Source organism: Burkholderiaceae bacterium (genome assembly GCA_024235995.1).
Lineage (GTDB): Bacteria > Pseudomonadota > Gammaproteobacteria > Burkholderiales > Burkholderiaceae_C > Ottowia.
In genome coordinates this window covers 1159227-1182696 of sequence record JACKLI010000001.1, presented here as the reverse complement: position 1 = coordinate 1182696, position 23470 = coordinate 1159227, and the positions used below count along the sequence as shown (strand labels likewise).

Annotated in this window: 25 protein-coding genes; 4 read left to right on the top strand and 21 right to left on the bottom strand. The window is 69.6% G+C overall.

Annotation, left to right across the window (positions count from 1 at the left end):
• The first annotated feature begins 226 nt into the window (after window positions 1-226).
• Both H6927_05800 and H6927_05795 read left to right on the top strand, forming a co-directional pair.
• On the top strand, window positions 227-535 hold the full coding sequence (locus H6927_05800; GenBank protein MCP5217610.1) for a DUF485 domain-containing protein: 309 nt from the start codon (window positions 227-229) through the stop codon (window positions 533-535).
• Window positions 532-2259 (top strand): cation acetate symporter, encoded by a 1728-nt coding sequence (locus tag H6927_05795; GenBank protein ID MCP5217609.1) that lies wholly within the window; start codon window positions 532-534, stop codon window positions 2257-2259. Before H6927_05800 ends, H6927_05795 begins: the two co-directional genes overlap by 4 nt.
• 82 nt (window positions 2260-2341) lie before the next feature.
• On the opposite strand, the gene H6927_05790 is transcribed toward H6927_05795, so the two are convergent.
• Window positions 2342-2968 (bottom strand): 3'-5' exonuclease, encoded by a 627-nt coding sequence (locus H6927_05790; protein ID MCP5217608.1) that lies wholly within the window; start codon window positions 2966-2968, stop codon window positions 2342-2344.
• Window positions 2965-4782 (bottom strand): cyclic nucleotide-binding domain-containing protein, encoded by a 1818-nt coding sequence (locus H6927_05785; protein MCP5217607.1) that lies wholly within the window; start codon window positions 4780-4782, stop codon window positions 2965-2967. Before H6927_05785 ends, H6927_05790 begins: the two co-directional genes overlap by 4 nt.
• Window positions 4783-4887: 105 nt before the next feature.
• Here H6927_05785 and H6927_05780 point away from each other — a divergent pair, with 105 nt between their 5' ends.
• Window positions 4888-5835 (top strand): aminotransferase class IV, encoded by a 948-nt coding sequence (locus H6927_05780; GenBank protein ID MCP5217606.1) that lies wholly within the window; start codon window positions 4888-4890, stop codon window positions 5833-5835.
• Here the strand turns inward: H6927_05780 and H6927_05775 are convergent.
• The 14 genes from H6927_05775 to H6927_05710 all read right to left on the bottom strand — a co-directional run bounded on the left by H6927_05775 (window position 5820) and on the right by H6927_05710 (window position 18128).
• Window positions 5820-6713 (bottom strand): MBL fold metallo-hydrolase, encoded by an 894-nt coding sequence (locus H6927_05775; GenBank protein ID MCP5217605.1) that lies wholly within the window; start codon window positions 6711-6713, stop codon window positions 5820-5822. The genes H6927_05780 and H6927_05775 overlap by 16 nt on opposite strands.
• Window positions 6714-6722: 9 nt before the next feature.
• Entirely contained in the window at window positions 6723-7364 is a 642-nt protein-coding gene (locus tag H6927_05770; protein MCP5217604.1) for a 2-hydroxychromene-2-carboxylate isomerase, read from the bottom strand.
• Complete coding sequence (locus H6927_05765) at window positions 7361-7621, bottom strand: DUF1289 domain-containing protein (protein MCP5217603.1); 261 nt, start codon at window positions 7619-7621, stop codon at window positions 7361-7363. The genes H6927_05770 and H6927_05765 overlap by 4 nt, the downstream gene beginning before the upstream one ends.
• Window positions 7621-8118, bottom strand: a complete 498-nt coding sequence (locus H6927_05760; GenBank protein MCP5217602.1) for a YbaK/EbsC family protein — start codon at window positions 8116-8118, stop codon at window positions 7621-7623. Before H6927_05760 ends, H6927_05765 begins: the two co-directional genes overlap by 1 nt.
• 5 nt (window positions 8119-8123) lie before the next feature.
• Complete coding sequence (locus tag H6927_05755) at window positions 8124-8762, bottom strand: LysE family transporter (GenBank protein ID MCP5217601.1); 639 nt, start codon at window positions 8760-8762, stop codon at window positions 8124-8126.
• 5 nt (window positions 8763-8767) lie between these two features.
• Window positions 8768-9676 (bottom strand): hydroxymethylglutaryl-CoA lyase, encoded by a 909-nt coding sequence (locus tag H6927_05750; GenBank protein ID MCP5217600.1) that lies wholly within the window; start codon window positions 9674-9676, stop codon window positions 8768-8770.
• 29 nt (window positions 9677-9705) lie between these two features.
• Window positions 9706-11742, bottom strand: a complete 2037-nt coding sequence (locus tag H6927_05745) for an acetyl/propionyl/methylcrotonyl-CoA carboxylase subunit alpha (GenBank protein ID MCP5217599.1) — start codon at window positions 11740-11742, stop codon at window positions 9706-9708.
• Between the two features lie 119 nt (window positions 11743-11861).
• Window positions 11862-12611, bottom strand: a complete 750-nt coding sequence (locus H6927_05740) for a DUF4126 domain-containing protein (protein ID MCP5217598.1) — start codon at window positions 12609-12611, stop codon at window positions 11862-11864.
• 115 nt (window positions 12612-12726) lie between these two features.
• Window positions 12727-13512 carry an enoyl-CoA hydratase/isomerase family protein gene (locus H6927_05735; GenBank protein MCP5217597.1) on the bottom strand — a complete coding sequence of 262 codons (786 nt, stop codon included), beginning with the start codon at window positions 13510-13512 and terminating at the stop codon, window positions 12727-12729.
• Window positions 13509-14021, bottom strand: coding sequence for a DinB family protein (locus H6927_05730; GenBank protein ID MCP5217596.1), 513 nt, complete (start codon window positions 14019-14021; stop codon window positions 13509-13511). The genes H6927_05735 and H6927_05730 overlap by 4 nt, the downstream gene beginning before the upstream one ends.
• Window position 14022: 1 nt before the next feature.
• Window positions 14023-14424 (bottom strand): PIN domain nuclease, encoded by a 402-nt coding sequence (locus H6927_05725; GenBank protein MCP5217595.1) that lies wholly within the window; start codon window positions 14422-14424, stop codon window positions 14023-14025.
• Window positions 14411-14731: a type II toxin-antitoxin system VapB family antitoxin gene (locus tag H6927_05720; protein MCP5217594.1), complete on the bottom strand. Its 321-nt coding sequence runs from the start codon at window positions 14729-14731 to the stop codon at window positions 14411-14413. Before H6927_05720 ends, H6927_05725 begins: the two co-directional genes overlap by 14 nt.
• 39 nt (window positions 14732-14770) lie before the next feature.
• Window positions 14771-16393: a methylcrotonoyl-CoA carboxylase gene (locus H6927_05715; protein ID MCP5217593.1), complete on the bottom strand. Its 1623-nt coding sequence runs from the start codon at window positions 16391-16393 to the stop codon at window positions 14771-14773.
• Window positions 16394-16445: 52 nt separating this feature from the next.
• Window positions 16446-18128 carry an AMP-binding protein gene (locus H6927_05710; GenBank protein ID MCP5217592.1) on the bottom strand — a complete coding sequence of 561 codons (1683 nt, stop codon included), beginning with the start codon at window positions 18126-18128 and terminating at the stop codon, window positions 16446-16448.
• Between the two features lie 128 nt (window positions 18129-18256).
• On the opposite strand from H6927_05710, the gene H6927_05705 reads away from it, so the two are divergent.
• Window positions 18257-19339, top strand: a complete 1083-nt coding sequence (locus H6927_05705; protein ID MCP5217591.1) for an AraC family transcriptional regulator — start codon at window positions 18257-18259, stop codon at window positions 19337-19339.
• Here the strand turns inward: H6927_05705 and thiE are convergent.
• The 5 genes from thiE to ftsZ form a co-directional block, all read right to left on the bottom strand.
• On the bottom strand, window positions 19306-19995 hold the full coding sequence (gene thiE / locus H6927_05700) for a thiamine phosphate synthase (GenBank protein MCP5217590.1): 690 nt from the start codon (window positions 19993-19995) through the stop codon (window positions 19306-19308). The two genes, H6927_05705 and thiE, sit on opposite strands and share 34 nt — an antisense overlap.
• Before the next feature lie 20 nt (window positions 19996-20015).
• Entirely contained in the window at window positions 20016-20840 is an 825-nt protein-coding gene (thiM, locus tag H6927_05695) for a hydroxyethylthiazole kinase (protein ID MCP5217589.1), read from the bottom strand.
• A 23-nt stretch (window positions 20841-20863) separates the two neighbouring features.
• Window positions 20864-21049 (bottom strand): hypothetical protein, encoded by a 186-nt coding sequence (locus H6927_05690; protein ID MCP5217588.1) that lies wholly within the window; start codon window positions 21047-21049, stop codon window positions 20864-20866.
• Window positions 21050-21080: 31 nt separating this feature from the next.
• Entirely contained in the window at window positions 21081-22004 is a 924-nt protein-coding gene (locus H6927_05685) for a UDP-3-O-acyl-N-acetylglucosamine deacetylase (GenBank protein ID MCP5217587.1), read from the bottom strand.
• Window positions 22005-22119: 115 nt separating this feature from the next.
• Window positions 22120-23355, bottom strand: a complete 1236-nt coding sequence (gene ftsZ, locus H6927_05680; protein ID MCP5217586.1) for a cell division protein FtsZ — start codon at window positions 23353-23355, stop codon at window positions 22120-22122.
• Between the last annotated feature and the right edge of the window lie 115 nt (window positions 23356-23470).

The window sequence follows — 23470 nt, the reverse complement described above, 5'->3', positions numbered from 1 at the left end:
GGGTTTGGCGCCGTACGCCGAGTGATTCGTTCGGCCTACAACGCGCGGGGAAACCCCTAGAACCGGCACCGTGAAAAAAACCACAGACGGCACGCGCCACGGCATTTTTCAATCCGCCACCGAATCCGCGCGCTTGTTAGGTTTGCGTCAGCCTCCGTCCCCACAATCCGCCCCGGCCGTGTGGCCACCCCACCCACCCAGGGCCCAAGGCCCGGAGGAGACAAGCATGCAAGACCCCCTGGTCGAGCGGATCGAGCGCAACCCCAAATACCAGCAGCTCAAGGCCACGCGCACGCGCCTGGGCTGGTGGCTCACGATCCTGATGCTGATCGTGTACTACGGCTACATCGGCCTGATCGCCTTCGACAAGGCCCTGCTGGCCAAGCCCATCGGCGCCGGCGTCACCACTCTGGGCATTCCGCTGGGCATGGCGGTGATCGTGTTCACCGTCGCCATCACCGGCATCTACGTGCGCCGCGCGAACAAAGAGTTCGACGCCCTCACCCGCGACATCCTGAAGGACGCCACCCAATGAACCGCGCACGCACTCTCCTCATGCCTGCCGCCCTGCTGGCAGCCAGCGGCGCTGCATGGGCCGCCGGCGGCGACGTCGGCCAGGCCGCCAAACAGGCCACCAACTGGATCGCCATCATCATGTTCACGGTGTTCGTGGCCGGCACGCTGTGGATCACCAAGTGGGCTGCCAGCCGCACCAAGTCAGCGGCCGACTTCTACACCGCCGGCGGCGGCATCACGGGCTTCCAGAACGGCCTGGCCATTGCCGGCGACTACATGTCGGCGGCGTCGTTCCTGGGCATTTCGGCGGCCGTGATGGCCACCGGCTACGACGGGCTGATCTACTCCATCGGCTTCCTGGTGGGCTGGCCGATCCTGACCTTCCTGCTGGCCGAGCGCCTGCGCAACCTGGGCAAGTTCACCTTTGCCGACGTCGCCGGCTACCGCTTTTCGCAAACGCCGTTTCGCACCTTCGCCGCCTGCGGCACATTGGTGGTGGTGGCCTTCTACCTGATCGCGCAGATGGTCGGTGCCGGGCAACTCATCAAGCTGCTGTTCGGCCTGGACTACTGGATCGCCGTGGTGCTGGTGGGCGTGCTGATGATGATCTACGTGCTGTTCGGCGGCATGACGGCCACCACCTGGGTGCAGATCATCAAGGCCTGCCTGCTGCTGGCCGGCGTGACCTTCATGGGCTTCATGGTGCTGGCCCGCTACGGCTTCAGCCCCGAGGCGCTGTTTGCCGACGGCGTGCGCGTGCGCACCCAGATCGCCGCCAACGGCGGCGCCGCGCCCGACGTGGCGGCCAAGCTGGGCCTGTCCATCATGGGCCCGGGCGGCTTCATCAAGGACCCGGTCTCGGCCATCAGCTTCGGCATGGCGCTGATGTTCGGCACGCTGGGCCTGCCCCACATCCTGATGCGCTTCTTCACCGTGCCCGACGCCAAGGAGGCGCGCAAGAGCGTGCTGTGGGCCACCACCTGGATCGGCTACTTCTACGTCATCATCTTCGTCATCGGCTTCGGCGCCATCACCATGGTGCTGACCAACCCCGACATGGCCGACACCGCCAAGGGCGTGATCAAGGGCGGCGCGGGCACGGCCAACATGGCGGCGGTGCTGGTGGCCAAGAGCGTGGGCGGCGACGTGTTCTACGGCTTCATCTCGGCCGTGGCCTTCGCCACCATCCTGGCCGTGGTCGCGGGCCTGACGCTGTCGGGCGCCTCGGCCGTGTCGCACGACCTGTACGCCACCGTGTTCAAGAACGGCAAGGCCGACAGCGCGGCCGAGCTGCGCGTCTCGCGCATCACCACGGTGGCGCTGGGCATCATCGCCGTGCTGCTGGGCATCGTGTTCGAGAAGCAGAACATCGCCTTCATGGTGTCGCTGGCCTTTGCCGTGGCCGCCTCGGCCAACCTGCCGCCGCTGATGCTGTCGGTGCTGTGGAAGGACTGCACCACCCGGGGCGCGGTGATCGGCGGCTTCCTGGGCCTGATCTCCTCGGTGGCGCTCACCGTGGTGTCGCCCTCGGTGTGGGAAGCCACGCTGGGCTACCCCAAGGGCAGCGCCTGGTTCCCCTACACCTCGCCGGCGCTGTTCTCGATGACCATCGGCTTCGTCGGCGTGTGGCTGTTCTCCATCCTGGACCGCAGCGCGCAGGCGGCCAAGGAGCGCGCGGCCTTCCCGGCGCAGCAGGTGCGCTCGGAGACAGGCCTGGGGGCGTCGAAGGCGTCGGGGCACTGATTGCCAGCGCCACCCACAAGAGGGCCTGCGGGCCCTCTTTTTCATGGATCAGTCGACGTCGTCTGCACAGCCTGTGCGTGCTTCACAACTCACGCAGGCGGATAAAGGCCAGCGCCGCCATCACCGCGTCGTTCAGCGCGTCATGCGCGTCGCGCGTGGGCAGGCCCAGGTCGGCCATGATGGTGGCAAAGCGCAGGTCGATGTCGGCCTGGTCGTGCTGCTGGTAGGGCGGCAGCTGGCGAAACTTGTGGTCGTAGTACAGGCGCGAGACCTCGATCTGCGGCTGCGGCAGGCCCATGCCCAGCAGCGGGCGCGCCACGCGGTTGATCATGGCGACGTCGAATTCGAGGAAGTAGCCCACCAGCGGGCGCGCGCCGATGAAGTGCAGCAGGCGGCGCACCGCCTCGGGCGCGGGCAGGCCGCCGGCCACGTCCTGCTCGCGCAGGCGGTGCACGCGGATGCTGTCGGCCGAGACGGCCTTCTCGGGCCGGATCAGCAGCTCCAGCCGCTGGCTGGTGAGGATGCGCCGGCCCTTGATGCGCACCGCGCCGATCGCGATGATCTCGTCGGTGCGGGTGTTCAGGCCGGTGGTTTCGCAGTCCAGCGCCACCCATTCGTCGGGCGGCGGCGCGTCGAGCAGAAAAGCCCATTCGCCGCCCTGCAGGCGCTGGCGCGCGCGGCGCGTCTTGAGGGCGTCGAGCCAGCTCACAGCGCGTTCAACCGAAAGCGCTGGCGCAGCAGCGTCTTGAAGCGCTTGACCACGCCCAGCGCGTCCTTCAGCAGGTCACGCTCCAGCGGCGACAGCGCGCTCGGGTCGACCGCGCCGGACACCGCGTCGCCCCGATCCATCTCGTCCAGCCCGGCCTTGAGCTTGAGCGCCATCAGCAGTTGCAGGGCATCGGTCAGGTCGCGCGCCAGGTCGGGGTCGAGCACCTGCGCCTCGACCAGCCGGGCAAGCCGCTCGGTGGTGGAGGTCTCGGCCACGCGGTGCGCCAGCGCCAGGCTGCGCACGCCGTGCACGGTGGGAAAAATGCCTTCCTTCTTGAGGTTGATGCGGTCCACCCCGTCGCCCAGCAGGCGGTGCCACCAGCGCCCGCTGCCCGAGAACAGATCAATGGCGGCGGCAAAGCGCGCCAGCATCACGTCGTTGTCGATGGCCAGCGACCACAGCGCGTCGCGCACGCCGGCCAGCAGCGCGGCGTCGCCGGCCACGGCGTGCGCGTCCAGAAAGATCGCCAGGTTCATCAGGCTGTCGGGGCTGGGCATGACCAGCCACTCGCGCACGGTGCGGGCAAAGTCGGCCGCGGGCATGCGCCAGGCCGGGTTGCTGAGCATGATGCGGCCCGGGCAGGGCGGGTAGCCGAAGCGCTCCAGCGCTGCCGAGAAGCGCTCGCAGATGGCGGCCAGGTCGGCCGGCGGTGCGTAGCCGTCGCGCAGGATCAGCGCGTTGTCCTGGTCGGTCTTCAAAAGCTGCTCGCCGCGGCCTTCGCTGCCCATCACCAGCAGGCAGCTGGCGGCCACCAGCTCGGGCGGGGCGATGAGCTGCCAGGCGCGCTCGAACAGGCGGGCGTTCAGGTCCTGCACCATGCGGGCGATCAGCATCACCTGCGTACCGCCGCGGAACTGGCGGCCGATCATGCCGGTGATCTGCTTGGCCGCCTCGGCCAGCTCGTCGATGCTGGCGGCGGCGTTGATGCGCAGGCCGATCAGCATGGAGTGGTTGGACAGGAAGCTGAACACGTCCAGCGCCTCCAGCACGCCCTGCACCTGCTCGCCCTCGCGCACCACCACGCGGTGGATGTGGTGGCGCAGCATGATGGCCAGCGCGTCGCCCACCTGGGCCGAGGGCCGCACGCTGATCAGCGACCAGTTGGCCAGCTCGCCCACCGCGATCTGCTCCAGCGCGCGCCCGGACAGGATGGCGCGCTGCAGCGCGTTGGTGGTGAACATGCCGAGCAGCGGCGGGCTCTGGCGCGCGTCGCGCACCAGCACGTTGGTGGTGTGCTCGCGCTGGAACAGCCGAACGACGGAGACGATGTCGGTGTCCCACTCGACGATGTGCGCGGGGCGCACGAAGGCCTCGTCCACGCGGGAGAGGTTGAGCGCCTGGAACTCGTTGCTGCTGCGCCGCTGGCCGGCCGCGCTGAGCTTGGCGCCCAGGTCGGAGAACAGCAGCGCGCCGAAGTCGGCGTTGGCGGCGATCAGGTCGTTGACGGTCTGGTGCGCCAGTTCATAAGCCACCACCTCCTCGTCGGCCACGAAGCGGCTGCTGGACTTGCCGGCCACCAGGCCGCGGCCGTCGAAGCTGTCGTCCGGCCCGTAGCGGGCCACGCACTCGTCGCCGTCGAACTGGCTCACGCGGCCCTTGATCAGGACGAACAGATGCGTCGGCGCCGAGCCCACGTCCAGGATGACCTCGCCCGCGCGAAAGTAGGCCACGTCCACGTTGTCGCGCACCAGGCGCTGCTGGGGCTGCGTCAGGCAGTCGAAGGGCGAGGCGGCGAAGTTGAAGGCGTTGGGCATGGCGGTGTGGGTGTGGCGCGGCGTGCAGGCAGCACGCACCCATGATGGCGATGCGGGCTGACCGCTGTCTGACAATCCAGGCTCACGCGTACCATGGCCTCCATCATGAGCACCACCGACCACACCCCCGCATCATCAGCCGCCGACTACACCCAGGGCGCCGCCTACGTGGGCGGGCGCTACGTGCCGATCGGCGAGGCCAGCATTCCCATCACCGACTGGGGCTTTCTGCGCTCGGACGCCACCTATGACGTGGTGACCGTGTGGGACGGCGCCTTCTTCCGGCTGGCCGAGCACCTGCAGCGCTTTCGCGCCAGTTGCGCGCGCTTTCGCCTCGACCCGGGGCTGACGGACGCGCAGATCAGCGGCATCCTGGCGCGGTGCGTGCGCCTGTCGGGCCTGCGCGCGGCGTATGTGGAGATGATCGTAACGCGCGGGCAGCCGCCCTGGGGCTCGCGCGATCCGCGCCAGGCGGTCAATCGGTTTTATGCCTTTGCCGTGCCCTATGTGTGGATTGCCAACGAGGCGCAGCGCACGCACGGGCTGGACCTGCGCATCAGCAGCGTGCAGCGCATTCCGCCCGGCAGCGTGGACGCGCGCGCCAAGAACTACCACTGGAACGACCTGACCATGGGCCTGCTGGGCGCGCTGGATGCCGGCGCCGACACCGTGGTGCTGACGGACGGCGCGGGCCACGTGGTGGAGGGGCCGGGCTTCAACGTGTTTTGCGTCAACGCCGAAGGGGTGATCGTGACGCCGGCGGCCGGAGTGCTGGAGGGCGTGACGCGGCGCACGGTGATCGAGATGGCACAGGCGCTGGGCCTGCCGCTGCAGGCGCGGGCCTTGCCGGCGGCCGAGCTGCGCGGCGCGCGCGAGGCGTTTTTGTCCAGCTCGGGCGGCGGGGTGCTGCCGGTGACGCGGGTGGACGGCGTGCCGCTGGGCGACGGGCGCGTGGGGCCGATCACCCAGCGCCTGGTGCAGACGTATTGGGACTGGCATCGCGACCCGCGCCTGAGCACGGCGGTGGATGACGTCCTTCAGGCCAGCCCATAAAAGCCATCCGCGCCGCCCTGCACCAGGCCCTGGGCCTGCAGCTGCGCCAGGTGCTGCGTGATGGTACGGCGCTCGGCGCATTCCACGTAGGGCAGATCGACACCCACCGGATACAGCAGGCGGCGTGCCACCAGCTCATCCAGCGTGTGCGGGCGCTCGCGCAGATAGGCCAGCAGGCGCTCGCTGCGCTCGTCGATCCTGGCGGCAAAGCGCTCCAGGTGATGCAGGAAGTCAACCCGCTCGGTCAGCACGCCGCGGTGGTGCGAGGTGACCCAGACGCGGGCGTCGATGTCGCGCACGCGCTGCAGGCTGCGGCGAAACTGCGTCAGGTCCGAGCTCGCGTCGCCGTAGTAGGGGCCGAAGCCCGTCAGGTCGATGTCGCCGATGAAGGCCAGGCCCTCGCTCTCCACCACCAGCGCGCAGTGGCCCGCCGTGTGGCCGGGCAGGTGGTGCGCGCGCACGCGCACGCCGCCGCCCAGCTCCCACAGCGCGCCGTCGGCGTAGCCGGTGGCGTCGGGCCGGGGGTGGTAGTCGAAGTCGCGCTCGATCAGCGGGCGCAGCCGCGCCAGCACGTCATCGGGATAGCCGTAGTGGCGCGCCAAGCCGGGCCACGATTGCGCGGCAGCCAGGTCGGCCTCGTGCACCTGCACGCGGGCCTGCGGCAGGCGGCCCAGCGCCACCATGTGGTCCTCGTGCACGTGGCCGAGGATGACCAGGTCCACCCCGTCCAGGTCGGCGCCAATGTGGCGCGCGACCTGCGGCGTGTCGAAGGCCACGCGCATGTCGGCGCCCTGCACGATGACCTGGTTGCCGTCGGGGTACTTGCCGGACTTGTCGCCCAGGTAGACGCGCGCGGCGCCGAAGTGCAGGGCCTGCATGGGTGCCTGCTACCGCTTGATGCCCACGGTGACGCCGTCGGGCGCCGCCCAGGCGGCGTCCAGCACTGCACCCTCCGCGCCGCCCGCCAGCTGGGCGCGCAGCATGGGCAGGGCGTCGAGCCCCCAGAACACGCGGCCGTCGACCACGAAGCTGGGCACGCCGAACACGCCCGCCGCCAGGGCCTGCTCGGTGGCCTCGCGCAGGGCGTGCTTCACGTCGTCGCTGGCCAAGTCGAGCGCCGGCGCCAGCGTGGCGCTGAGCGCGGCCAGGCGCGCGCCATCGTCGGCCGCCTGGCCACCGCGCCACACGTGGCGAAAAATCGTCTCCACCACGTAGCGGTTGGGCGCGCCCTGGCTGGCACAGGCCCAGGCCAGGCGCAGCAGGCCCAGGGGATTAAAGGGGTGCGCGGCGGGCAGTTGCAGTTCGACGCCCTGCTGCGCGGCCAGCCAGGCCACCTGGCGATAGGTCCAGTCGCGCTTGGGCGCGATCTCGGCCGGGCCCAGCTGGCCGTGGTGCTTGAGCAGGCCGGCAAACAGGATGGGCCGATACCGCACCTGGTAACTCAATCCCTGCAGCGCCTGCGGCAGCTGCTCGAAGGCCAGGTAGGCGTAGGGCGAGATGAAGTCGAGGTAGAAGTCGATACGCTTCATGGCTTGGTTTGCTCCTGCGCGCGCCGTGCATGGATGCGCCGCCACACGGCGCGCTTGTCGTCTTCGCCCAGGCTGCCCCACGCGCCGATTTCTTCCAGCCGGCGCTGGCAGCCTTCGCACCAGCCTGTCACGGGGCTGATGCGGCAGACCTGGATGCAGGGCGAAGGCACGGGCGCCGCCCCAGAATCAGGGTCAAAATCGACCCTGGCCAGCGCGGAATCTGCCCAATCAGCTATTTTATGAATAGCATTCGACATCAGCTTGCAGGCTGCACCACGTCGGCCACGGGCGCGTTGCCGGTCAGCCCTGCCAGGTCTTGCGGGCGCAGCCGGAACACCGCGTGCGGGTGGCCGGCTGCCGCCCATATCTCGTCGAAGCGAAACAGCTCGCGGTCGATCAGCACCACCGGCGGCGTGGCGTGCGCCACGGGCGAGACGCCGCCGATGGAAAAGCCCGTCTTGGCCTTGACGAAGTCGGCGTCGGCGCGGCCCGTCTTGCCGACCAGGGCATCGACTTTCTTCTCGTCCACCCGCCGGTCGCCCGAGGTGACGACCAGCACCGCCGCGTCGTCGCTCTTGCGCCGGAAGATGATGCTCTTGGCGATCTGCCCCACGGCGATGCCCAGCGCGTCGGCCGCCTGCTGGGCGGTGCGCGCGGCATCGTCCAGCAACTGCGGCGCGTGCGGGTGGCCGGCCGCGCGCAGGGCCGCGGCCACGCGTTGCATGCCTTCGGGTTGAGGCTTGGCGTCTTGCATCGTCGTCATCCAGCGCGGACCGCGCGGTCCACCATCAACAGGCCGGCGCCCATGGCCATCAGCACGCCGCCGAACACACGGTTTTGCGCGCGCCGCGCCCGCACCGAGCGCATCCAGGCGCTCAGGCGCGCGGCCAGTGCCGCATAGCCATGCATGACGATCAGATCGACCCCGACCGAAGTCGCCATCAGGATCGCCAATTGCAGCGCCAGCGGGCCTTGCGGATCGATGAACTGCGGCAGCACCGCCACATTGAACACGATGCTTTTGGGATTGGTGGCATTGGTGAGGGCGCCCAGCGCCACCCGCTGACGCACCGACAGGCGCGGCTGCCCGGCGCCCGCGGCGCCCGTGGCCAGCACCGGCGCCCGCCACTGCCGCCAGCCCAGCCACAGCAGATAGGCCGCGCCCAGCCCCTTGACGATCGTGAACGCCGTGGCTGAGGCCAGCAGCAGCGCGCCCACGCCCGCGCCGGCGATCAGCTGCACCAACAGCAGCCCCAGCTCCAGGCCCGCGATGGTGGCCGAAGTCTGGCGCACGCCATAGGCCAGGCCATGACTCATGGACAGCACCGCGCCCGAGCCCGGAGACAAGGCGATCAGCCAGGTCGCCACAAAAAAAGCCAGCCAGATGTGCCACGCCATGGCGCTCACCCCGCGCGCTTGTTGAGGATGGCCGTCGCCACGCGCGAGTTGGGCTTGCGCCCGAGCTGGGCGCTGATGAAGGCCCCGGCGTCGACCAGCCTGTCCAGGTCGATCCCCGTATCGATGCCCATGCCGTGCAGCAGGTAGACCAGGTCTTCGCTGGCCACGTTGCCGGTGGCGCCCTTGGCGTAGGGGCAGCCGCCCAGGCCGGCCACAGAGGACTGGAAGTTCCACACCCCCAGTTCCAGCGCCGCCAGCGTGTTGGCCAGCGCCTGGCCGTAGGTGTCGTGGAAGTGGCCGCTGACGTGGTCGATGTCGTAGTGCTGCAAGGCCGCCTCGATCGCGCCCCGGATCTTGCGCGGCGTGCCCACGCCGATGGTGTCGGCCACGTCCACGCGGTCGACGCCGATGCCCTTCATCAAGCCGGCCAGGTAGGCCACGCGCTCGGGCGCGATGTCGCCCTCGTAGGGGCAGCCCACCGAGCAGCTCATCGAGCCGCGCACGGCCACGCCCCTGGCGTGCGCGGCCTGCACCACCGGGGCAAAGCGCTCGATGCTCTCGGCGATGGAGCAGTTGATGTTCTTCTGGCTGAAGGCTTCGCTGGCGGCGCCGAAGACGCAGATTTCATCGGGCCGGTCGAGCAGCGCCGCCTCCAGGCCCTTCGTGTTCGGCGTCAGCACCGAGTAGCGCACGCCCGCGTCGCGCGCAATGCCGCCCATCACCTCGTGGTTGTCGGCCATCTGCGGCACCCACTTGGGGCTGACATAGCTGGTGACCTCGATCTCCTTCAGGCCGGCGGCCTGCAGGCGCGCCACCAGCTCGATCTTGGCGGCGGCCGGCACGGGCTGCTTCTCGTTTTGCAGCCCGTCGCGCGGGCCGACGTCGATGATGCGGACTTGGGTGGGCAATGGCATGGCAGGCGATGGAAGTTCAAGTGTCGATGTTAGGCGCTTTGGCGATCGGCGGCCGTCGCCAGGCGCAACAGCTCGGCGCCCTCGGGCACCTGGTCGCCCGGCGCGTACAGCACCTCGCCCACCACGCCGTCCTGCGGCGCGGCAATGGTGTGCTCCATCTTCATGGCCTCCATCACCGCCAGCGGCTGGCCCTTGCTGACCTTGTCGCCGGCCTTGACGGCGATGCTGACCACCTTGCCGGGCATGGGCGCCGTCAGGCGACCGCCCTCGCCCGCGCCTTCGCCGGCACTGGCCAGCGGGTCGAGCTCGGCGATCTGCGTGGCGCCGTCGTCGCCAAAGACATGCAGCACGTCGCCGCGGCGAAACACGCGCACCACCTGGCGGCGGCCCCGGTAGCGCAGGTCGATGGGCGCATCGGACCCGCCGCCCTGCGGCATGAAGTCGAGCGCGGCGGCGGGCGCGTCGCCCACCTGCAGGCTCAGGCCATTGTCCAGATAGCGCAGCTTGGCCACCACGTCCTGGCCCTGGTAGTCGAAGTCGATGCGGCGCGAGGCCACGCCGTGCGAGCGAAAGCCGTCGCGGCGCGAGAAGGGATCGCTGGTCTGGCTGGCGCGCTCGGCCAGCACGGCGTGGGCGGCGGCGGCAGCGGCGGCCAGCTCGGCGCCCAGCGGGTCCTGGTGGAACAACCGCTCCTGCTCGCGCGCGATGAGCGCGGTGTCCAGCTGCGCCTGGCTGAAGGCCGGCGTGGCCAGCACGCGGCGCAGAAACTGCACGTTGGTCTGCACGCCCACGATGTGCGTTTGCGCCAGCGCGGCGTCCAGCAGGCCCAGCGCCTGCTCGCGCGTGTCGCCATGCACGATCAGCTTGGCGATCATCGAGTCGTAGAAGGGGCTGATGGCGTCGCCCTCGCGCACGCCGTCGTCCACGCGGGTGGGGCCGATGGCAAAGGCGGTGTGCGGCGGCTTGCGGTACACGTGCAGGGTGCCGGTGGCGGGCAGGAAGTCCTTGTCGGGGTTCTCGGCGCAGATGCGCGCCTCGATGGCGTGGCCGTGGATGCGCAGGTCGTCCTGCGTGCAGGGCAGCGGCTGGCCGGCGGCCACGCGCAGCTGCCACGCCACCAGGTCCTGCCCGGTGATGGCCTCGGTCACCGGGTGCTCGACCTGCAGGCGGGTGTTCATCTCCATGAAGTAGAACTTGATCTGCTCGGGATGAGCGTAGCCGCCCGGCTGCTCGGCGATGAACTCCACCGTGCCGGCGCCCACGTAGCCCACGGCGCGCGCGGCGGCCACGGCGGCCTCGCCCATTTGCTGGCGCAGCGCGGGCGTCATGCCGGGGGCCGGGGCTTCCTCCAGCACCTTCTGGTGGCGGCGCTGCACCGAGCAGTCGCGCTCGAACAGGTAGACGTAGTTGCCCTGCGTGTCGCCAAAGACCTGGATCTCGATGTGGCGCGGGCGCTGCACGTATTTTTCGACCAGCACGGCGTCGTTGCCAAAGCTGTTGGCCGCCTCACGCTGGCAGGACGCGAGCGCGGCGGCAAAGTCCTCGCTGCGCTCCACCGCGCGCATGCCCTTGCCGCCACCGCCCGCGCTGGCCTTGATCAGCACCGGGTAGCCGATGCGGTCGGCCTCGCGCTGCAGCAGCGCCGGGTCCTGGTCCTCGCCCTGGTAGCCGGGCACCAGCGGCACGCCGGCGGTGGCCATCAGGCGCTTGGATTCGGCCTTCAGGCCCATGGCCCGGATGGCGCTGGCCGGCGGGCCGATGAAGACCACGCCCGCATCCGCGCAGGCGCGGGCAAAGGCCTCGTTCTCGCTCAGAAAGCCATAGCCCGGGTGGATGGCCTGCGCGCCCGTGGCCTTGGCCGCGTCGATGATGCGCTGCCACTGCAGGTAGCTGTCCTTGGGCGCGTTGGCGCCGATGTGCACGGCCTCGTCGCAGGCCATGACGTGCTTGGCATGGGCGTCGGCGTCGGAATAGACGGCGACGGTGCGGATGCCCAGGCGGCGCGCGGTGGCGGCCACGCGGCAGGCGATTTCGCCGCGATTGGCGATCAGTATTTTTTTAAACATGGCGCCCTCCGCGGCTCATCGCCTGCTGCACGCTTCGCGTGCCAGGCAATTTGGCAAGCCCGCGCTGCGCGCGAACGCCGCGGTTGGCAATCAGAATCTTGGTGAACATCCCGTTTTCCTCATGGGGTTGATTGAGCCGGCACCGGCGTGCCGAAAAAAGCCTGCAGCTTGCGCCACGCCATCTTCAAGAACTTGAACAGCACCACCAGCAGCAGCACCGACACCAGCAGCATCACCGCCAGCGCCACGCCAAACGCCAGCGGGTGCTGGGTGGCCAGCCACAGCACGGCCACGCTCAGCCCGTCTTCGAAAAACGAGGCCAGCCAGTTGGAAAAAGGCTCGGGGCTGGTGTTGATGGCCGCGCGCGTGGTGGCCTTGGTGGCAAACGAGGTGGCGGCCAGCGAGCCGCCCAGCAGGCCGGCCACCAGGCCCATGGTGGCCGAGTCGGCGCCAAACACGCCGGCAGCCAGCAGCGCGCCGGCGGGGATGCGGATGACGCTGTGCACCGTGTCCCACAGGCTGTCCACCCACGGAATCTTGTCGGCAAAAAACTCCACCAGCATCATGAAGCCGCTGGCCGCCAGCACCGCCGGATGCGCCAGCAGGTGCAGGCCGGCGGGCAGCGCGATCCAGCCGGCCGCGCCCATGGCCCCGGTCAGGAACATCACCGCGTACAGCCGAAAGCCGCTGGCCCAGCCCAGCGCGGCGGCCAGCGCCACCAGGCTGGGCATGTCCATCTTGGCCGTCGCCTGGCTGACGGCATCGCCCACCTGCCCGGCGGCGCTGCCCACGGCCGCGGCGGTGGCGGCATCGGGGTGGATGCCCATGCCGTGCAGCCACTGGACGAAGGTCTGGATCAGGTCCTGCATGCGCGTGCCCCTTCAGGCAGGTCGCCCCGTCCGCCTGGCCACATCACCGAAAACTATATTTTTCATAGCATGTTGGGCTTAATTTATGCGGGCCAAAAGGTCAAAACGATCAAAATCACGAATTCAGCCACGCCGGCTTGCGCTTTTGCAGAAAGCTCTGCACGCCTTCCTTGCCCTCGTCGCTGGCGCGGATGTCGGCAATGCCCTCCACCGTGCGCTCGATCAGCAGGCGCGTGATGTCGCGCCCGGCCACGTCCTGCACCAGCTTCTTGCATTCGCGCACCGCGCCCGGGCTGGCGCTGGTGAGGGCGCGCACGATCTCGCCGACCTTGCCGTCGAGCTGCTCGGCCGGCACCACCTCGTGCACGAAGCCCATGTGCAGCGCCTCGGCAGCGCCGAAGCGCTCGGCCGTCAGGAACCAACGGTGCGCCGCGCGCGGCCCCATGGCGCGAATGACGTAGGGGCTGATGGTGGCCGGGATCAGGCCCAGCTTGACTTCGCTAAGGCAGTAGTGCGCGCTGTCCACGCTGACGGCTACGTCGCACGCCGCCACCAGGCCCATGCCGCCGGCGTACACGTCGCCCTGCACGCGCGCCACCGTGGGCTTGGGGCATTCGTAAATGGTGCGCAGCATGAAGGCCAGCTGGGCGGCGTCGGCCAGGTTTTCCTCGCGGGTGTAGTCGGCCATGCGGCGCATCCAGTTCAGGTCTGCCCCCGCGCAAAAGGCAGGGCCTTCGGCGGCCAGCACGATGGCGCGCACGTCGGCACGCTCGCCGAGCTGGACGAAGGCCTCGGACAGCCGGGCGATCACCGCGTCGTTGAAGGCGTTGCGCACCTCGGGGCGGCTGAGCGTGACGGTGGCGACGTAGCTGTCGACGTCGATGCGGATGTCGGATGTCATGGCTTGGCTTGCTCCTGCTGCAGCATGTAGATCAGATCGAGCTCGGGGCAGGGCTGGCCCATGGCCGTGAGCGCCGCCGTGATCTGGCCGCGGTGGTGTGTGCCGTGGTTGAACACGTGGGCCAGGGTGGCGGCAAAGGGCAGCGACACCGCCACGCCCCGGGTGGTGACGTAGTCCAGCGTGCCGTCCAAGCGCTCGGCGGGCCAGGTTTCGATCAGCGGCTGCCAGCGCGCGGCGCCCTCCAACAGCCGCCGCGCCAGCCGCACGCGATCGGGTTCGGCTTCGTCGTCCAGCGCCGTCCGGGGCGAAACGCCTTCCGCAAAGCGGCGGAACCACAGCAGGTGCTCGCCCACGAGCAGATGATTGAGCGTGCCGTGAATGCTCTTGAAGAACAAGCCGGCGTCACGCCGATAGTCCGCTTCGGGCAGCGCGGCCACGGCATCCAGCAGGCGCCGGGTGGCCCAGGCGTTGTAGCGCGCCAGGGTGCTGAAGTAATCCGCCCCATTCATGTCAATGCCCCCACACGCGCAGGCCGCGGTACGCAGCCAGGGCGTGAAAATCACGGTCGCTGTGCAGCAGCAGGTAGCCGTTTTCGATGCAGAACGCGGCCACCAGCACGTCGATGCTGCTGCGAATGGTGATGCCGCGCGCGCGCAACTGGCGGTAGTGCTCGGCGGCAGCCTGCGCGATGCCCTCGCCGCCGCAGGGCTCGACGCTGAGCGTGAGCAGCAGCAGGCGCGCCTGGCGTAGCGTGCGCTCGTCGCGAAAGCCGCGCAGCACCTCGTACAGCACCAGGTCAGGCACCACCAGGCGGGTGTGGCCGTCATCCAGCAGGCGGCGCAGCTCGGCCCGCGCCGCCGTGTCACGCGCGTTGAAGAAGTCGATCCAGACGCTGGAGTCAACGACCAGCACGGCGCGTTGCCTTGTTGGTGGGCGCGGGTTTGGCGCGCGTGCGGGTCACGGGATAGGTGGGCTGCGGCTCCTGCACGGTCAGCAGGCGCGCAGGCTCGCCACCCTGATCGACGGCGGGCTTGGTCCAGTCGATGGCTTCGTCGCCCTCCCACTTGAGCTTGCCTTCCCACTTGAGGATTTCGCGGTAGGCGGCCTGGCGTGCCAGCAGGCGCAGGCCCGCCTCCACCGTCTCTTTCTTGGTGGTGTAGGGGCCCGCCTGCATGGCCTTGACGAGCAAGTCGTCATCGATATCGATGTTGGTTCGCATGATGTGTATAAAATCTTATTTACGAACACATCATACACATTACATGCGGAAAACGCCAAACCGGACGTCATCGATCGGCGCGTTCTGCGCCGCCGACAGGCCCAGCGCCAGCACGCGGCGCGTGTCGGCGGGGTCGATGATGCCGTCGTCCCACAGGCGCGCGGTGGCGTAGTAAGGGTGGCCCTGGTGTTCGTACTGCTGGCGGATCGGGGCCTTGAAGGCTTCCTCTTCCTCGGCCGGCCATTGACCGCCCTTGGCCTCGATGCCGTCGCGCTTGACGGTGGCCAGCACGCTGGCAGCCTGCTCGCCGCCCATCACGCTGATGCGCGCGTTGGGCCACATCCACAGAAAGCGCGGGCTGTAGGCGCGCCCGCACATGCCGTAGTTGCCGGCGCCGAAGCTGCCGCCGATGATGATGGTGAACTTGGGCACGTTGGCCGTCGCCACGGCGGTGACCAGCTTGGCGCCATGGCGCGCGATGCCTTCGTTCTCGTACTTGCGGCCGACCATGAAGCCGGTGATGTTCTGCAAAAAGACGAGCGGGATCTTGCGCTGGCAGCACAGCTCGATGAAGTGCGCGCCCTTTTGCGCCGATTCGGAAAACAGGATGCCGTTGTTGGCCACGATGCCCACCGGCATGCCCTCGATGTGCGCGAAGCCGCACACCAGCGTGGCGCCGAAGCGCGCCTTGAATTCCTGGAACTCGCTGCCGTCGACGATGCGGGCGATGATCTCGCGCACGTCGAAGGGCTTGCGCGCATCGGTCGGGATCACGCCGTGCAGTTCCTCGGCGGCGTACCGGGGCGCCACGGGCGGCTGCAGCGCGCCGGCGCGCGTCTTGGTGTGGTTCAGGTGCGCCACCACCTCGCGCGCCAGCGCCAGCGCGTGCGTGTCGTTTTGCGCCAGGTGGTCGGCCACGCCCGACAGGCGCGTGTGCACGTCGCCGCCGCCCAGGTCCTCGCTGCTGACCACCTCGCCGGTGGCGGCCTTGACCAGCGGCGGGCCGCCCAGAAAGATGGTGCCCTGGTTCTTGACGATGATGGTCTCGTCGCTCATGGCCGGCACGTAGGCGCCGCCGGCCGTGCACGAGCCCATGACGACCGCGATCTGCGCGATGCCCTGCGCGCTCAGGTTGGCCTGGTTGTAGAAGATGCGGCCGAAGTGGTCGCGGTCGGGGAAGACCTCGTCCTGGTTGGGCAGGTTGGCGCCGCCCGAATCGACCAGGTAGATGCAGGGCAGGCGGTTCTGCTGCGCGATCTCCTGCGCGCGCAGATGCTTCTTGACCGTCATCGGGTAGTAGGTGCCGCCCTTCACCGTGGCGTCGTTGCAGACGATCATGCAGTCCACGCCCGACACGCGGCCGATGCCGGCCACCAGCCCCGCCGCCGGCGCCGCGTCCGAGCCGTCGCGGTCGGGGTACATGTGCAGCGCGGCCAGCGGCGCGATCTCCAGGAAGGGCGTGCCCGGGTCCAGCAGCATCTGCACGCGCACGCGCGGCAGCAGCTTGCCCCGGTCCATGTGCTTCTTGCGCGCAGCCTCGCCGCCGCCCTGCCCGGCCTTGGCCACCTGCGCGTTCAGGTCGGCCACCAGCGCGCGCATCGCGTCGGCGTTGGCCTGAAAGTCGGCCGAGCGGGGATTGAGCCTGGATTGAATGACGGGCATGGATGACCTTTACTATGAATTGAATAGCTTTCCGCGCTTGTTTTATGCCGGCTCAAGCCGTTTTTTGCTCGGAAATCCCAAGCTCGCGCACCATTGCCTCGCGAATCTTGAACTTCTGGATCTTGCCCGTCACCGTCATCGGAAATGCGTCGACGAACCGGATGTAGCGCGGCACCTTGTAGTGTGCGATCTTGCCCTTGCAGAAGGCGCGCACCTCGTCTTCGTCCAGCGACTGGCCCGGCTTGGCGATGATCCAGGCACACAGCTCCTCGCCGTACTTCGCATCGGGCAGGCCCACCACCTGCACGTCCTGCACCTTGGGGTGGCGGTACAGAAACTCCTCGATCTCGCGCGGATAGACGTTCTCGCCGCCGCGGATCACCATGTCCTTGATGCGGCCGACGATGTTGACGTAGCCGCCCTCGTCCATGGTGGCCAGGTCGCCCGTGTGCATCCAGCCCTCGGCGTCGATGGCCTCCGCCGTGCGCGCCGGGTCTTCCCAATAGCCCTGCATCACCGAATAGCCCTTGGTGCAGAACTCGCCGCGTTCGCCCACCGGCACGATCCGGCCGCTGTCGGGGTCGATGATCTTGATCTCCAGGTGCGGCTGCACCAGCCCGACGGTGGACACGCGCTTGTCCAGCGGGGTGTCGGTGCTGCTCTGGCAACTGACGGGCGAGGTCTCGGTCATGCCGTAGGCGATGGTCACCTCGCCCATGTTCATCTCGGACTGCACGCGCTTCATCACCTCGATCGGGCAGGGGCTGCCGGCCATGATGCCGGTGCGCAGGCTGGAAAGGTCGAACTCCTTGAAGCGCGGGTGGTCCAGCTCGGCGATGAACATGGTGGGCACGCCGTGCAGGCCGGTGCATTTTTCGTCCTGCACCGTCTGCAGCACCGACAGCGGCTCGAACGCGTCGTTGGGGTAGACGATGCAGGCGCCGTGCGTCAGCACCGCCAGGTTGCCCAGCACCATGCCGAAGCAGTGGTACAGCGGTACGGGGATGCACAGGCGGTCGCGCTCGGTCAGCCGCATCGCCTCGCCGATGAAGAATCCGTTGTTCAGGATGTTGCGGTGCGTCAGCGTGGCGCCCTTGGGAAAGCCGGTGGTGCCGCTGGTGAACTGGATGTTGATGGCGTCCCGGTTGTGCAGCAGGCGCGCCACCTGCGGCAGGCGCGCGTCTTGCGGGTCGCCGGTCTTCATCAGATCGGAAAAGCGCATGAAGCCCGGCTCCTCCGCGCCCTCGCCCGCCACGTCGATCCAGATCGCGTGCTGCAGCTGCGGCAGGGCCTGCGCGGCACGCAGCTCGCGCAGCATGCCCAGGTAGTCGCTGGTCTTGAAGCGCGGCATGGTGACCAGCGCCTTGCAGCCCACCTTGTTGAGCGCGTATTCCACCTCGGCCGTGCGGTAGGCCGGGTTGATGTTGACCAGCACCAGCCCCGCCTTGGCGGTGGCCAGCTGCATCAGCACCCATTCGGCGTTGTTGTGCGACCAGATGCCGATGCGGTCGCCCGGCGCCAGGCCCAGCCCCAGCAGCGCGCTGGCCAGGCGATGGGCCTCGGCCTGCAGCGCGCGGTAGGTGTAGCGGCGCTGCTGGTGCACGGCCACCAGCGCCTCGCGCTCGGGGTGGCGCGCCACCATGTCGTCGAAGAAGGCGCCGATGGTCTGCTCGATCAGCGCCGGGCTGGTCGCGCCCTGGGCGTAACTCTGGGTGAAGGTTTTCTGGGTACTCATGATGCTTGTCTCCACTCGGCTTGGCGCGCGCGGTTCATCGTACGCGCGACTTGCGCAGGTCGGCCGCAGCTTACGCCGCCCAGGCCGCGGGTGAAATGACAAAATGGTTGCAAATCCAGCCATCGTTCATGACGTCACTCCATCGATCGGGGGCCACGCCCGGCACCGCGGCACACGCCGGCACGCCCATGGCATTCGTCCAGGCCATCGTTCAAGCCTACGTGCAGCGCGGCCTGAGTGCCGATGGCGCCCTGGCCAAGGCACAAATCACGACACCTGTCGGGACACGCGAGGCCACCGAGGCCGAGTGCGTCAGCGCCCTGCAGTTCGAGCGCCTGTGCTTTGCCGCCATGCAGGAACTGGACGACGAGGCGCCGGGGTGGTTTCACCGCCGCCTGCCCTGGGGCAGCTACGGCATGCTGGCGCGCGCCTCGCAGGGCGCGCCCACGCTGGGCGTGGCGCTGGCGCGCTGGTGCCGCCACCATGGCCTGCTGACCTGCGACGTGCAGTTGCGCCTGGCGGTGGCCGGCGAGCGCGCCAGCGTGCAATTGGCCGACCGGCTGCCGGCCACGGCGCCGCGCGAGTTCGCCCTGCTCTCGCTGCTGCGCAACGTGCATGGCCTGGCCTGCTGGTGGATCGACTCGCGCATTCCGCTGCAGTCGGCCGAGTTTCCCTTTGCCGCGCCGCCGCACGCCGCGGTCTACGCCACGCTGTTTCCCGGCCCGGTCGTGTTCGACGCGCCCGCGGCCGCCCTGCGTTTCGACGCCCGCTACCTCGACCTGCCGCTGCGCCGCGACAGCGCCGCGCTCGACCAGATGCTGCATCGCGCCCTGCCGTTGATGGTGCGCCCTTACCGGCGTGACCGCCTGCTGGCGCTGCGGGTACGCCAGCTGCTGCAGGCCGACCTGGCGCACACCGCCGAGTCGCTGGCGGCCGCGCTGGCGCTGTCGCCCCGCAGCCTGCACCGGCAGCTGGCGACCGAGGGCGTGGCCTTGCAGGCCATCAAGGACGAACAGCGCCGGGCGCGCGCCGTCGAGCTGCTGCAGCGCAGCCAGCGCCCCATCAAGCAGATCGCCCTTGAAGTGGGCTTTGGCAGCGACAAGAGCTTTGCCCGCGCCTTCCGGCTCTGGACCGGGCAGACGCCCGAGGCCTGCCGCCACGGCAGCCGCGTCGAATCTCAGGGCAACGCGCCACCCGCGAACGCCGCGTAGAGCGCGCTGGCCGTCGCCTGCGGATCGGCCGCGCAGCAAATGGCCGACACCACGCACACCCCGGCCACCCCGCTGCCGCGCAACAGGGCCGCGCGCGCCACGTCGATGCCGCCGATGGCGACACTGGGCAAGCCGGCCTGCGCGGCCAGGGCGCGCACACCGTCCAGGCCCAGGCCCGCGCCGGCGTCCGGCTTGGTGGCCGTATCGAAGGCGGGCGAGAGGCCAATCAGATCGACCCCTCCGCAGGCCCGCGCCGCCGCGCACTGCGCCGCGGTGGCGGCCGACAGGCCGAGCAGCGGCCCCGGGCCCAGAACCCGCCGCACCTCGGCCACCGGCCAATCACCCTGGCCGACGTGGATGTGCACGTCCCGGCCTTCGTCCAGCAGTTGCCGCGCCACCGCCACCCGGTCGTTGACGACCACCGGCACGCGCCGCCCGCTGCCGCGCGTGGCGGCCTGCACGGCCGCCAGCACCTGCCGCGTGAGCTGCGCGAAGGCCGCGTCGTCCAACGCCTTGTCGCGCACCTGCACGATGCCCGCGCCACCGGCCACCGCCGCCGCCACCGTCTGCGCCACCGTGCGGCCGGCACGCGCGCACAGGCCGGTGTCGGTGACGAAATACAGGCGGGGATCGATCCCGCTCCAGCGCGCGTCCATGGCCGGGTGCGCCTTGCTGCTCAGATCGTCAGCGCCTCAACCTGCACGTCGACGCGCGCCAGGTCGCTGGCGCGCAGCGCATGCAGCGCATCGACAAACGCCACCTGGAAGCTGCCCGGCCCCGCCGCCTGCGCGCCGGCCGCCGCCACCGTAGCCGCCCAGTCTCCCGCCCGCCGTTCGCCGCCCAGGGCGCGGCCCGCCGCCAGGTAGGCCACGACCAGCGCGCCCAGCGAGCAGCCCATGCCGACCACCTTGGGCATCAGCGCATGGCCGCCGCCGATGCGGGCGATGCGCACCTGCGCGCCATCCACGGCCACCACCGCGTCGCGCGCGCCCGACACGGCCACCACGCCGCCCGTGGCCTGCGCCAGGCGGATGGCCGCCGGCAGCACGGCATCGACCTCGTCGGTCGAGTCCACGCCACGGCCCCCGGCACCGGCACCCGCCAGTGCCGCGATCTCCGACGCATTGCCGCGCACCACCGTGGGCCGCGCCGCGGCGGCCTGCCGGATCTTGAGGGTGCGAAAGGCCACCACACCCACGCTCACCGGGTCCAGCACCCAGGGCTTGCCCGTCTCGCCGGCCACGCTGATCGCGGCATCCGCCGCCAGCAGCTGGTGGTTGCTGGCGGTGCCCAGGTTGATGAGGATGCCGTCGGCCACGCCGGCGAACTGCGCCGCATCGGCCTCGTGGTCGATCATGGCCGGCGCGGCGCCCGCCGCCAGCAGCACGTTGGCGCTGAACTGCTGCACCACCGTGTTAGTGATGGCCTGCACCAGCGGCGCCGAGGCAAGCAGACGGGCGTGCAGGGCCGGCAAATCGAGCGGGAAAGGGGTCGAGTTCATGTCAAAAAAAGGATAGGCGCCGGTCACGTGCGTGGCCACAGCTGCTGCACGAACAACACGGCAAAAAAGCCGAAGACCACCAGCAAGGTCCATTTCAGGATCAGCCAGCCGCGCTGGCGATGCCGCTGCTGGCCCGTGAGGGCGAACAGCCCGTAGCTGACGGCGGCGGCCAGCAGGGCCAACAGGACCAAGAAGCGAAACAGCGCCACGGCAGTTCAGGCCGGCCGATGCGCGCGCGCCCTACCAGGCCCGCGCCAGCTCGGCAAAGCCCGCCGGCGCCTGGCGCGCGTGCTCGAAACTGACCAGCTCCCAGGCATCGGCCTGCGCCAGCAGGGCGCGCAGCAACTGGTTGTTGAGCGCGTGGCCGGATCGAAAGGCGCTGTAGGCCGCCAGCATGGGGTGGCCGATGCAGTACAGGTCGCCAATGGCATCCAGGATTTTGTGCTTGGCGAACTCCTCCGCATAGCGCAGGCCGTCGGCGTTGAGCACCTTGGTGTCGTCCATCACGATGGCATTGTCCAGCCCGCCGCCCAGCGCCAGGCCGTTGGCGCGCATGGTCTCGACGTCGCGCGAGAAGGCGAAGGTGCGCGCGCGCGCGATGTCGCGGCTGTACCGACCCGAGCCCATGTCGAACGCGACGCGCTGGCCGGTGGCGTCCACCGCCGGGTGGTGAAACTCGATCTCGAAGCTGAGCGTGAAGCCGTGGTGCGGCGTGAGAAGCGCCCACTTGAGCTGCTCGCCCTCGCCCTCGCGCACCTCGATGGCCTTAAGCACCCGCAGGAATTTCTTGGGCGCCTTCTGCAGCTCGATGCCCGCGCTTTGCAGCAGGTAGACGAAGGACGAGGCCGAGCCGTCGAGGATCGGCACCTCCTCGGCGGTGATGTCGATGTACAGGTTGTCCAGGCCCAGGCCGGCGCAGGCCGACATCAGGTGCTCGATGGTGCGCACCTTGGCGTCGCCGCGGGAGATGGTGGAGGCCAGGCGCGTGTCGGTCACCGACTGCGCATTGACGGGGATGTCGACGGGCTGGGGCAGATCGACACGGCGAAACACGATGCCGGTGTCGGGCGGCGCGGGGCGCAGCGTCAGCTCCACCCGCTCCCCGCTGTGCAGGCCCACGCCCACCGCGCGGGTCAGGGCCTTGAGGGTGCGTTGGGCGAGCATAGAGGGCTTATTTTAGTTTTGTAGCCCAGCGCGTGCTGGATGGCTCCGAAGGCCGCGGAGCAGGCCATGCGTGTGGCCCCTGGCCGGGGTTTCCCCGGCCAGAGGGCGAGCCCAATCAATCTGCCTGCTTGCGCAGGAAGGCCGGGATCTCCACGTCGTCCATGCCGCCCGAGGACAGGGCATCGACGCGCGCCGCGGCGTGGCTGCGGTCCATGGTGCGCGGCGAGGTCCACACGCGCGGCACGATGGCCGGGTCGTAGCCCGCCTGGCCACCGGCCATGCGCGTGCCGGTCGGCGCGGCGGCCATGCCAGCCATCGTGAAGGGCACGTTGTCGGTGCCGGTGCGCAGGCCGCCCTGCACCACGGTGATCGGCTGGCGCCGGCCGGCGCCATGGCGCGACAGGCCCGTCGCCACCACCGTCACGCGCAAATCGTCGCCCAGCGCGTCGTCGTAGGCGGCGCCGTAGACCACGTGGGCATCGGGCGAGGCGTACTCGCGAATGGTGCGCATGGCCGCCTGCGACTCGCTCAGCTTGAAGCTGCCCTTGGCCGCGGTCATCAGCACCAGCACGCCCTTGGCGCCCGACAGGTCGATGCCCTCCAGCAGCGGGCAGGCCAGGGCCTGCTCGGCGGCGATGCGGGCGCGGTCGGGGCCGCTGGCGGTGGCCGTGCCCATCATGGCCTTGCCGGGCTCGCCCATCACGGTGCGCACGTCCTCGAAGTCGACGTTGATGTGGCCGTAGTCGTTGATGATCTCGGCGATGCCGCCGACGGCGTTCTTGAGCACGTCGTTGGCCTGGGCGAAGGCCTCGTCCTGGGTGATGTCGTCGCCCAGCACCTCGAGCAGCTTGTCGTTGAGCACGACGATCAGCGAATCGACGTTGGACTCCAGCTCGGCCAGGCCGGCCTCGGCGTTGGTCATGCGCCGGCCGCCCTCCCAGTCGAAAGGCTTGGTGACCACGCCCACGGTGAGGATGCCCATGTCCTTGGCGATGCGCGCGATGACGGGCGCCGCGCCGGTGCCGGTGCCGCCGCCCATGCCGGCGGTGATGAACAGCATGTGCGCGCCGCGGATGGCCTGGCGGATGTCGTCGGCCGCGGCCTCGGCGGCCTCGCGCCCCTTGTCGGGCTTGCTGCCCGCGCCCAGGCCGGTGGCGCCCAGCTGGATGATGGACTGCGCCAGCACGCGCGACAGCGCCTGAGCATCGGTGTTGGCGCAGATGAACTCCACGCCCTGCACGTGGCGCTCGATCATGTGGTCGACGGCGTTGCCGCCGCCGCCGCCGACGCCGATGACCTTGATCTGGGTGCCCGAGTTGAAGCTCTCGGTTTCAATCATCTCGATGCTCATGATGTACTCCTTAACGTGCCTGCAGTTGCCTTGGAAAAACGATTTTTTTGAATAAAACTGATAGATGCCTAGCGAACCCCTGGGTGCGCCGCCCCTCACGAGGGCGGCACCGTAC